This is a genomic window from Dactylosporangium salmoneum, from assembly GCF_039532525.1.
Classification (GTDB): domain Bacteria; phylum Actinomycetota; class Actinomycetes; order Mycobacteriales; family Micromonosporaceae; genus Dactylosporangium; species Dactylosporangium salmoneum.
Genome location: NZ_BAAARV010000023.1, coordinates 25,366 through 35,736, shown reverse-complemented (window position 1 = coordinate 35,736; position 10,371 = coordinate 25,366). Strand labels below are relative to the sequence as shown.

Sequence of the window (10,371 nt, the reverse complement as noted above, 5' to 3'; positions counted from 1 at the left end):
GATGCCCGCTATGCCTCCCGGAGCGCCACCGTCGCGTGCAGGCGGCGCAGCGGGGCGGGGGAGTACCAGTTGAGCCGGCCCAGCCCGCGCAGGATGGCCGGGACGAGCACGCCGCGGATCAGCGTGGCGTCCACGACGATGGCCAGGCCGCAGCCGATGCCGAACATCTGCAGGAAGCTGACCGTGCCGGTGCCGAAGGCGAAGAAGCTCACCGCCAGCAGGGCGGCGGCCGCCGAGACGATCCGGCCGGTGCGGCCCAGCCCGGTGCGCACCGCCTCGTCCGTCGGCATCCCTTGCCCGTGCAGCTCGGCGATCCGGCCGATGATGAACACCTCGTAGTCCATGGACAGGCCGAAGACGATGACGAACATCAGGACCGTCATCGCGGTGTCCATCGGCCGCGGGGTGAACCGCAGCCACGAGGCCAGGTGCCCGTCCTGGAAGATCCAGACGAGCGCGCCCATGATGGCCGACAGGCCGAGCACGTTGAGCACGAGTGCCCGCAGCGGCTGGATGACGCTGCCGGTGAACAGGAACAACAGCACGAAGGTGGCCAGCACGACGATCGCGATGCCCAGCGGCAGCCGGGCGCCGATCGCGTGGGTGGTGTCGATGAGGGCGGCGTCGACGCCGCCGACGTAGGCCTCGGCCGGGGCGGGCGCGGACCGGATCGAGCGGACCAGGCGCTGGGCCGCGTCGGACTTGGCCGTCAGCCGGCTCGCCACGGTGAGCCGCTCGCCGGTGGGGCGGGACAGGGCGGGGTTGCCCTCGCCGGCGCGGGTGCCGTGGCCGAACGTGCCGGCGCTGCTCGTCACCAGCGCGGCGTCGTCCAGTGTGGACAGTTGCTGGGCGTAGGCGGCCAGCCGGTCCCGGTCGACGGGGCCGGTCAGGACGATGTCGACGGAAGCGTTCTGATTGCTCGGGAAGCCCGTCGCGAGCCGGTCGGCCACCTGGCGGCCGGCGCTGCCCGGGCGCAGCACGCCCTCGTCCGGCGTGCCGAAGGCGACGTGGCGCAGCGGGCTCGCGACCACCAGCAGGCCCAGCACCACCGGCAGCGCGGCGAGCGCGGGCCGGCGCATGACCGCCCCGGCGAGCCGGGCCCAGAAGGCGGTGCCGGCGCTCCGGCTCGCCCGCCGCCGGCCCACCGGCCACGCGTTGACCCGCCGGCCGAGCACCGCCAGCAGGGCCGGGGCGACGACCAGGGCGCCGAGCGCGGCGATGACGACGACGCCGATGCCGGCGTAGGCGAAGGAGCGCAGGAAGTACAGCGGGAAGACGAGCAGCGCGGTGAGCGCCGTGGCGACCGTGCCGGCGGCGAAGAGGATGGTCCGCCCGGCGGTGGCCACCGTGGTGGCGAGCGCCTCGGCCACGGGCCGGTCCTCGCCCAGCTCCTCGCGGAACCGGGTCACCATCAGCAGCGCGTAGTCGATGCCCAGGCCCAGCCCGAGCGCGGTGGTGAGGTTGATCGCGAACACCGACACGTCGGTCACCGCGCCCAGCGCCGTCAGCTCGGCGAACGTGCCGGCGATGGCGATCCCGCCGATGGCCAGGGGCAGCAGGGCGGAGACGACGCTGCCGAAGACGAGGATCAGCAGCAGGAGGGTCAGCGGTACCGCGATGGCCTCCGCGATCGCGAGGCTGCGCGCGACCTGGCCGTTCACGTCGAGGTTCACGGCCGTCTCCCCGCCGGCCCGCACGTGCAGCGCGGGCCCGTCGGCCGCGTAGCGCTCGATCAGCTGCCCGGCCCGCTCGCGGCGCTGCGTCGCGTCGCCGTCGACGTGGGCCAGCACGATCGCGTCGGCCCCGTCGGCCGAGCGCAGGTCGGGCACCCCCGCCGACCAGTAGGACACGACGTCGCGCACGCCGGGCTCGCGCTGCAGGGCGGCGGCCAGGTCGCGCCCGGCCGCGGCGGCGTCCGGCGCGTCGACCGAGCCGCCGGTGGCGTGGGCGAGCAGGACGAGGTTGGCCCGCCCGCCGAAGCGCTCGTCGATGAGCCGCTGGGCCTTCGAGGACTCCGAGCCCGGGTCGTCGAACCCGCCGCCCTGCAGGCGGCCGAACACGCCGGCCCCGGCAACGGCCGCCCCGGCGATCAGCAGGACGGCGATGACGAGCACGAGCCGCGCGCGGCGGTGGATGAGGGAGCCGTACCGGTACAACATCGAACCTTGCCCCTTTGGAGTAGATGTTGACGGCGTAAACTTAACGGTGTCAACATTGCACAAGGTGTTAACGGTGTCAACATCCGGCAGGATGAGCAGGTGAGTACGAGCAACATCGGCCGCCACTCCTACCACCACGGCGACCTGGCCAACGCCCTGACCAGCGCCGCGCTGGAGCTCGCCCGCGCCGGCGGCCCGGACGCGGTGGTCCTGCGCGAGGCGGCCCGCAAGATCGGCGTCTCCGCCACCGCCGCGTACCGCCACTTCAGCTCCCGCGAGGACCTTGTGCACGCGGTGAAGGACTGCGCCCTGGCCGAGCTGGCCGAGCGGATGCAGGACGAGCTGTCCCGCCTGCCGGCCGCGAGCTCCGGGGTGCAGCGGCTGCACGACCGGCTGCGGGCACTGGGGGCCGGCTACATCGGCTTCGCGCTGGAGAAGCCGGGGCTGTTCCGGACCGCGTTCGCCCACATGACGCCGATGGCCGGGCCGCAGGGCATCGATCCGACGCAGACCGTGCCCTTCCGCATGCTCGTGGAGACCCTGGACGCCCTCGTCGCCGAGGGGGCGCTCGCCGCGGACCGGCGGCCGTTCCTGGAGGTGGCGGCTTGGGCGACCGTGCACGGGATGGCGGAGCTGCTGCTGGACGGGCCGCTGCGGCACCTGCCCGCCGACGTGCAGCAGGCCGCCGTGCAGCGCTCGCTGGACATGGTGACCGCGGGCATCATGGCCGGCTGACGGTCATCGGACCGGCGAGTGTTCCGGGGACCCGCCGGTTCAGGAGGGCAGCGGCCGGCGGCCGGCGAAGCCGAGGTCGACGCGGTGGTACCAGTCGATGCCGGCGTCCCCCTCCAGCCAGCACAGCAGCACGTCCTCGCCGCCGAGGTCGGCCGGGAAGTCCAGCAGCAGCGGGGCCAGGCCCTTGAGGTGTACCCCGGTGTCCTGCACGGTGGTGATCAGCTCGTCCAGCAGCGCCTCGGCCGCCTTGAGCTCCGGCATGCCGCCCAGCGGCGTCGGCGTGCCACCCGGGCTCAGCGACGCGGCCAGCTCGGCGGCGTCGGCCCGCACGGCGACCAGCCGGTCGAGCGTCGGGCGGAGCCGGGCCAGCTCGGCGCGGGCCTCGGCCACGGTGAATAGCGCCATGTCGAGAAGGGTGTCATGCCCCGGCCCGCGGCGCGCGTCCGGGCCGCGCGACGGGCGGTGCGGCCGGGTTCGTCCCGATTGATGGGACGGCCGACCGGAGAGTTCTGTGCCCCGTCGGCGCCCAACGACGCCCGCGGATGCCATGATGTCTGTCGAACGGCCGAGCAGGACGCGGCCGGACACGGCGGCGGCCACGCACGGAAGCGGGCCGGCAGGGAAGCGGCCAGGCACGGAAGCCGGCCGGCAGGGAAGCGGCCGAGCAGACCAGGCGAGCAAGGAAAGGGGCCGCGGTCGGATGGCGCGGTTCGAGGCGGCGACGTCGATCGACGGGCAGCGGGCGCGCGTCGCCATGTCCGGCGAGTGTGATCTCTCCTCCCGCGAGGAGTGCACGGCCACGCTGATGGCCGCGGTCGGCGCCGCCCCGGCGGTGGTGGTCGACCTGTCCGCCCTCACCTTCCTCGACTCCAGCGGCGTGCACGCGCTGGTCACCGCCCACCGCGCGGCCCTGGCCAAGGGCGGGCGGCTCAGCGTCGTCAACCCGTCCGGCATGGTCGCCCACGTCCTCGACCTCACGGGCGTCGGCGAGCTGCTCCAGCCCAGCCGGGCCGGCAAGGCCCCGGAGGCCGGCGATGGCTGAGCCGGGCCGGGCCGACTCGATCGGGTACGCGCTGGTGTCCGACCTCGCTGCGGTCCGCGCCTTCGTCACCGACCGGGCCATCGCGCTCGGCCTCTCGCCGGCCCGTGCCGACCTGCTCACGCTGGCGGTCAACGAGCTGGCGACCAACACGCTGCAGTACACCGACGAGGGCGGCCAGGTCCTGATGTGGGCCGAGCCCGGCCAGGTCGTGTGCGACGTCGTCGACCAGGGCCCGGTCCGCGCCTTCGGCGGCGGCATGCCCCCCGCCGACGCGCCGCGCGGCCGCGGCCTCGCCATCGTCGAGATGGTCTGCGACCACGTGGCCGCCTTCGCCGGCGCCGGCGGCACCGTCGTGCGAATGCGCCTGGGCTTCAGTTCATGACCTGAATGGCCAGCGTGCAGGTGTCGTCGTCCGGGCTGGGACGGTGCAGCAAGGCGCGCAGGCGGTGCAAGGGATCGCCGTCGGCGCTCGCGTGGCACAGGGCCGACTTCACCGCGTCCAGGCGGTTCCGGTGGTCGGCCGAGCGGCGCTCGATCAGCCCGTCGGTGTAGAAGAGCACCACGTCGCCGGGGGTGAGGGGCGTGGTCAGCACCGGGTAGGGCGCGTCGGGGTCGGCGCCCAGCAGCAGGCCCCGCGGGCGGGCGAGCTCGGTGGCCGCGCCGCCGCGGGTCAGCAGCGGCGGCGGGTGCCCGGCCCGCGTCCAGGACAGGGTGCGCTCCGCCGGGTCGAAGACGCCGACGACGGCGGTGGCGGTCAGGTCCAGCTGGACGCAGAGGCGGTTCATGTGGGCGGTCAGCTCGCCCGGGTCGCGCAGGCCGATGGAGAGCCAGGCGACGAGGGCGAAGCGCAGATGGGCCATGCCGGTGGCGGCGTCCAGGCCGTGGCCGGCCACGTCGCCCAGGGCCAGGACGACCTTGCCCTCCGGGAGGGTCTGGGCGTGGTACCAGTCGCCGCCGACCCGCAGGGCGCTCTCGGCCGGTAGGTAGCCCACGGCGGCCCGCAGGCCGGCCAGGGGGAACGGCTCGCGGGGCACCGGCTGGATCAGCTGCTGCAGCTGGGCGGCCAGGCGGTGCTCGGCGAGGGCGGTCATCTCGCGTATGCGCAGCTGGTCGTTGAGGCGCTCGATGGCGCTGCGCGAGTCCTCGCGGGCGGTCACGTCCTGCACCACGGCGTAGATCTTCAGCGGCGCGCCGTCCGCGTCGCGGGACACGTCGGACAGGATGCGCAGGTGGCGCACGCCCGAGGCGACGCGGAAGCGGACGGTGACGTCGGTGGTGCCGCCGCTGTCCAGCAGCTGCCAGGCGGCCTCGGCGAGCGGGCGGTCCTCGGGCAGCATCGCCTCGGCCTGCGCGGCGCGGGGCAACGGGCCTTCGGCCGGGTCGCGCTCGAAGATGCGGTACAGCCCGGGCGACCACTCCATGCGGCCGGTCACGAGGTCGTACTCCGACCAGCCCAGGCTCCCGAGCAGCTCGGTGCGGTCGAGGCGGCGGCGGGTCTCGTCGAGCCGCGACCAGCACACCAGCAGCCCGTCGAGGACGGGATGCGCGCTGATCTCGAACTGGGAGTCGGTGGCGACGCCGGCGCTGCGCTCGGAGTAGCGGAACTCCTGCAGCGAGGCGGGGGCCCCGGTCTCCAGCACCCGCAGGTAGAGCTCCCACAGTGGGCCGCCGGGGACGGTGGGGTACAGCTGCGACACGAGTCCGCCGACCCGCGTGCCGCCCCGGCGGTGGACGTCGTCGCCGGGGTCGCTGGTCGCCTCCACGCGGAAGTCGGTGACCCGGCCGCCGGGGTCGCGGACCGGGCGCAGCCAGCTGCAGCCCGCCGGCACCGCCGCCAGGATCTCCCGCACGACCGCCGCGATCGCGTCGGCGCCCTCCGCCATGCCCGCAGCCTATCGGCACCGGGCGATCGCGGCGGTCGTGCGGTGGTTCAGCTCGCCGAGCAGGCCGGCGCCAGGCTACCGGCGGTGCCGTTGGCCTGGAAGCCGAACTCGGTGTACTGGCCCGCGTTCACGTGCCCGTTGTAGGCCACGTTGCTCCAGGTGTTGCCCGAGCGGGCGACGTTCCAGGAGTTGGTGACGGTGGCCCCGGCCGGCAGCGCGAGGGTCACGTTCCAGGCGTTGATCGCCGCCGATCCGGCCGTCACCCGGACGGTGGCCACGAACCCGCCCTGCCACTGGTTGACGGAGACGGTGGCGGTGCAGCCGGCCGTACCTCCCGAAGAAGGCGGAGGACCGGACGAGGGCGGAGAACTGGACGGCGGCGTGGACGACTGGGTCGGCCCGGAGGAGGTCAGCCCCATGAACGCCAGCGCCATCGCGGCCTGGCCGGCCATCGGCAGCGAGTGCCCGACGCCGTTGATGGAGATGCCCTCGACCGGCGCCTGCGTGGAGGCGTTGCCGTAGCGGGTGCGGGTCCAGCCGGACTGCGGCGTGTCCGTCGCGACCGGCGTCTGGCTGACGCCGAGCACGTTGGTCCACTGCTTGATCTCCTCGCCGAAGTTCGGGTAGGCCAGCGTCGTGTCGGCGGTGCCGTGCCACACCTGCATCCGCGGCCGGGCGCCGGTGTACCCCGGGTAGGCGGCCCGGACCATGTCGCCCCACTGCTGCGGCGTGTAGATGCGCTGACCGCCGGAGCACTGGCTGTTCCACGACGAGCCGTCGGTGGTGGCGAAGCAGCCGAACGGCACGCCCATGAACGCGGCGCCGGCCTTGAACACGTCCGGGTAGTCGCCGAGCAGGACGTTGGTCATCATGCCGCCCGAGGACGCACCGGTCACGTAGACGCGGGCCGGGTCGCCGTTGTAGTGCTGCTCGGCGTACGTGACCATGGACATGATGCCGACCGGGTCGCTGCCGCCGCCCCGCTGGAGCGCCTGCGGCGACGACACGTCGAAGCAGGAGCCGCTGCGGGTGGCCGACGGGTACACCACGATGAAGCCGTAGCGGTCGGCCAGCGACGCGAACTCGGTGCCGGAGTAGAACGCCGGGCCCGATCCGGTGCAGTAGTGCACGGCGACCAGGATCGCCGGGCGGGCCTGGACCGTGTTGGGCACGTAGACGTACATCCGCAGATTGCTCGGGTTGGTGCCGAAGCCGGTGACCTCCGTCAGCGTCGCGGCTGCGGCCGGCCGGGCGAGGGCGAACACGCCGACGAGCGTGGCGGCCAGGGCGGCCGCGGCGGCGAGCAGGCGGCGGCGCACGTCAGCTCCCCGCGCACGTCGGCGTCAGGGTGCCGGCGGTGCCGTTGGCCTGGAAGCCCCACTCGGTGTACTGCCCGGCGTTCACCTGCCCGTTGTAGGCCACGTTGGTCCAGGAGTTGCCGGAGCGGTTCACGTTCCAGGAGTTCGTGACGGTGGCCCCCGATGGCAGCGCCATCGTCACGGTCCAGTTGTTGATGGCCGACGACCCGGCCGTGACCCGGACGGTGGCCACGAACCCGCCCTGCCACTGGTTGATGGAGGCGGTCGCGGTGCAACTCCCGGTGCTGGGCGGGGGAGACGAGACCGGAGGCGACGAGACGGGGGGCGACGAGACCGGGGGCGGCGAGGACGCCGAGCCGTTCAGGGCGTCCAATGTGGAGTTGTACGCCGCCTTCTTGTTGCCGTTGTTGTCGAACAGCAGTGGGGTGTCGCCGCTGCGCCACGAGTCGCTGTCCCGGATGCCCCACACCGTGATGCCGGTGCAGCGGGAGACGGCCAGGCAGGCCTTGACCACGCTGGCGTAGCTGTTGGCCTGGGCGGTGCCGGAGCCGGCGATGTCCAGCTCGGTGATCTGCACGTCGACGCCGAGGTTGGCGAAGCGCTGCAGGTTGGCCTGGTAGTCGGACGGCAGCGGGGAGCCGGAGTTGATGTGCGACTGGAAGCCGACGCAGTCGATCGGCACGCCGCGGGCCTTGAAGTCCTGCACCATCGCGTAGACGGCGTTGCTCTTGGCGTTCTGCCCGTCGGTGTTGTAGTCGTTGTAGCACAGCTTGGCGCCCGGGTCGGCGGCCCGCGCGGTGCGGAAGGCGACCTCGATCCAGTCGTTGCCGGTGCGCTGCAGGTTGGAGTCGCGCCGGGCGCCGTTGCCGCCGTCGGCGAAGGCCTCGTTCACCACGTCCCAGGCGTAGATCTTGCCCGCGTAGTGGGTGGCCACGTTGGTGATGTGGTTGACCATCGCGTTGCGCAGCGCCGTGCCCGACATGTTCTGCGCCCAGCTCGGCTGCTGGGAGTGCCAGGCGAGGGCGTGCCCGCGCATCCGCTGGCCGTGCGCCGCGGCGTGGGCCACGATCTGGTCGGCGCTGCCGTAGCTGAACTGGCCCTGGGTGGGCTCGGTGGCGTCCCACTTCATCTCGTTCTCGGGCGTGATCATGTTGAACTCGCGGTCGAGGATGCCGCTGTACGTCGCGTCGCTGAGCTTGTAGGCGGCGACGGCGGTGCCGAAGTACCGCCCCTTCTCCGCCGCCGAGGCGCCCAGCGTGCTGGCCGCATCGGCCGCGCTCGCCAGGCCCACGACGGTGGCGATCGCGGCGGCACCGGCCAGCGCGATCGCCCCTCGCGTCCGTGCTCTGTTCATGGCGGGAGACCTTTCGAACGTTTCGAAATCCGCTGATTCGCGGACGTCTCCAGCATTACCGGAAATGTTCCGGAAAGATATGCCGAAGCGGGTCCCACCAGGTCAAAGGCGTTATCGAAAATGCAATTCGTGAAACTTACAACGCGTCGAGATCGGACAATATTTCAGCCCTTTACGGAGCCGGTCAGGCCGCCGACGATGTGCCGTTCTGCGAAGACGAAGAAGCCGATCGCGGGGATCATCGATGCCGCCGTGTACGCCAGGACGCGGGCCGTGTCCTGGGAGAACTGCGACTGGAAGGCGGCCACCCCGAGCGGCAGCGTGAAGTTGGCCGGGTCGGACAGCACCAGCAACGGCAGCAGGTAGGCGTTCCAGCTGGTGACGAAGGCCAGGATGGCGACCGTGGTCAGCGCGGGCCGGCTCAGCGGCAGCAGAATCCGCCAGAAGAACCCGAGCCGCCCGGCCCCGTCCATGGCGGCCGCGTCCTCGAGCTCACCGGGGATCGCGTGCATGAACGGGCGCAGGATGACGATGGTGATCGGCAGCGAGAACGCGGCCTCCGGCAACGCCACGCCGAGCGCGTGCTCGAGCAGGCCGAGCTGGCGCAGCAGCAGGTACAGGGGGAGTGCCGCCGCGGTCACCGGGAACAGCAGGCCGATCGTGAAGAGGGTGTACAGCCCCTCGCGGCCCTTGAAGGTGTACCGCGACAACGCGAACGCCGCCATCGCCCCCACGGCGACCGCGAGGGCCGAGGCGACGACGGCGATGAGCGCGCTGTTGCCCATGGCCCGCCAGAACACCGACGAGCTCAGCACCGCGGTGTAGTTGCCGGCCACCCACGGGCTCGGCCAGCCGCCCGGTGCGTTGTTGATCTGCGCGTTGGTGCGGAACCCGCCCAGGATCGTGAACAGCAGCGGGACCAGCGTTACCCCGACGACCACGAGGGCGGCCAGGTAGGTGAGCGTTCGCCTGGCCATGCGTCACTCCACGATCCGGGTCAGGGCGCCCGCGGTGTCGCGGCGCATGGCGAAGCGCTGGTAGATCAGCGCGAAGATGAAGCACACGACGAACAGCACCACGGCGACGGCGCTGCCGTAGCCGAACTCGTAGCGGCTGAAGCCGTGGTCGAGCAGGTAGGTGGCCATGGTGCTGGAGGCGTTCGCGGGGCCGCCCAGCGTCATGATCCAGACGAGGTCGAACAGCTGCAGCGAGCCGATGATGGACAGGAAGATCCAGATCCGGATGGTCGGCCCGAGCAGCGGCAGGGTGATGCTGCGCGTGGTCTGCCAGGGCGTGGCGCCGTCGGTGGCCGCGGCCTCGCGCAGCTCGGCGGGGATGCCCTGCAGGCCGGCGAGCAGCAGGATGATGCCGAAGCCGAGGTACTTCCACGTGATGACCACGAAGAGCGTGTAGAGCACCAGGTCGCCGTCGGCCAGCCACTGCTGCACCAGCCCGCCCAGCCCGAAGCCCTTGAGCAGCTGATCGACCAGGCCGTCGGGCTGCAGCATGAGCAGCCAGACCACGGCGGTGATGGCCTCGGAGAGCACGTACGGCGCGAACACGATCAGCCGCAGCGCCGCCCGCCCTCGGATCCGCCGGTTGAGCAGCAGCGCGATGCCGATCGACAGCGGCAGCTGGATGGCCACCGACAGCACCGCGATGATGATGTTGTGCAGCAGTGAGCGGAGGAAGACGTCGTCCTCGAAGATCCGCTCGTAGTTGCCCAGCCCGAACCACGTGCGCGGGCTGAAGCCGGTCCACTTGTAGAAGCTGTAGTACACGGCCGCCGCGATGGGCAGCAGCACGAAGCCGACGAACAGCACCAGCGCGGGGGTCAGCAGCAGCGCCAGCTCCAGGCGCTTGGCCCGGCGCCCGCCCG

Annotated in this window: 10 protein-coding genes; 3 read left to right on the top strand and 7 right to left on the bottom strand. The window is 72.5% G+C overall.

Translation table 11 applies throughout. The annotated features are described in order from the left end of the window. Positions 1-8: 8 nt before the first annotated feature. The gene (locus ABD352_RS13930) at positions 9-2,159 is read right to left on the bottom strand and encodes an MMPL family transporter (protein ID WP_344612745.1); all 2,151 of its coding nucleotides are present in this window, start codon (positions 2,157-2,159) and stop codon (positions 9-11) included. 99 nt (positions 2,160-2,258) lie between these two features. On the opposite strand from ABD352_RS13930, the gene ABD352_RS13925 reads away from it, so the two are divergent. Beyond that, entirely contained in the window at positions 2,259-2,894 is a 636-nt protein-coding gene (locus ABD352_RS13925) for a TetR/AcrR family transcriptional regulator (RefSeq protein ID WP_344612744.1), read from the top strand. A 39-nt stretch (positions 2,895-2,933) separates the two neighbouring features. Here ABD352_RS13925 and ABD352_RS13920 read toward each other — a convergent pair whose 3' ends face one another. Next, positions 2,934-3,299 (bottom strand): DUF2203 domain-containing protein, encoded by a 366-nt coding sequence (locus ABD352_RS13920; RefSeq protein WP_344612743.1) that lies wholly within the window; start codon positions 3,297-3,299, stop codon positions 2,934-2,936. A 295-nt stretch (positions 3,300-3,594) separates the two neighbouring features. Here ABD352_RS13920 and ABD352_RS13915 point away from each other — a divergent pair, with 295 nt between their 5' ends. Next, the gene (locus ABD352_RS13915) at positions 3,595-3,936 is read left to right on the top strand and encodes an STAS domain-containing protein (RefSeq protein WP_344612742.1); all 342 of its coding nucleotides are present in this window, start codon (positions 3,595-3,597) and stop codon (positions 3,934-3,936) included. Then, positions 3,929-4,318, top strand: coding sequence for an ATP-binding protein (locus ABD352_RS13910; RefSeq protein ID WP_344612741.1), 390 nt, complete (start codon positions 3,929-3,931; stop codon positions 4,316-4,318). The genes ABD352_RS13915 and ABD352_RS13910 overlap by 8 nt, the downstream gene beginning before the upstream one ends. On the opposite strand, the gene ABD352_RS13905 is transcribed toward ABD352_RS13910, so the two are convergent. From ABD352_RS13905 to ABD352_RS13885, 5 genes are all read right to left on the bottom strand, one after another. Continuing rightward, positions 4,308-5,819 carry a PP2C family protein-serine/threonine phosphatase gene (locus tag ABD352_RS13905; RefSeq protein WP_344612740.1) on the bottom strand — a complete coding sequence of 504 codons (1,512 nt, stop codon included), beginning with the start codon at positions 5,817-5,819 and terminating at the stop codon, positions 4,308-4,310. The two genes, ABD352_RS13910 and ABD352_RS13905, sit on opposite strands and share 11 nt — an antisense overlap. 47 nt (positions 5,820-5,866) lie before the next feature. Beyond that, the gene (locus ABD352_RS13900; protein WP_344612739.1) at positions 5,867-7,138 is read right to left on the bottom strand and encodes an extracellular catalytic domain type 1 short-chain-length polyhydroxyalkanoate depolymerase; all 1,272 of its coding nucleotides are present in this window, start codon (positions 7,136-7,138) and stop codon (positions 5,867-5,869) included. 1 nt (position 7,139) lies between these two features. After that, a complete protein-coding gene (locus ABD352_RS13895; RefSeq protein WP_344612738.1) occupies positions 7,140-8,492 on the bottom strand; it encodes a glycoside hydrolase family 10 protein in 1,353 nt (450 codons plus the stop codon). Between the two features lie 164 nt (positions 8,493-8,656). Then, positions 8,657-9,469 carry a carbohydrate ABC transporter permease gene (locus tag ABD352_RS13890; protein WP_344612737.1) on the bottom strand — a complete coding sequence of 271 codons (813 nt, stop codon included), beginning with the start codon at positions 9,467-9,469 and terminating at the stop codon, positions 8,657-8,659. A 3-nt stretch (positions 9,470-9,472) separates the two neighbouring features. Continuing rightward, positions 9,473-10,371: carbohydrate ABC transporter permease (locus tag ABD352_RS13885; RefSeq protein ID WP_344612736.1), on the bottom strand; the 899-nt coding region annotated here is incomplete at its 5' end.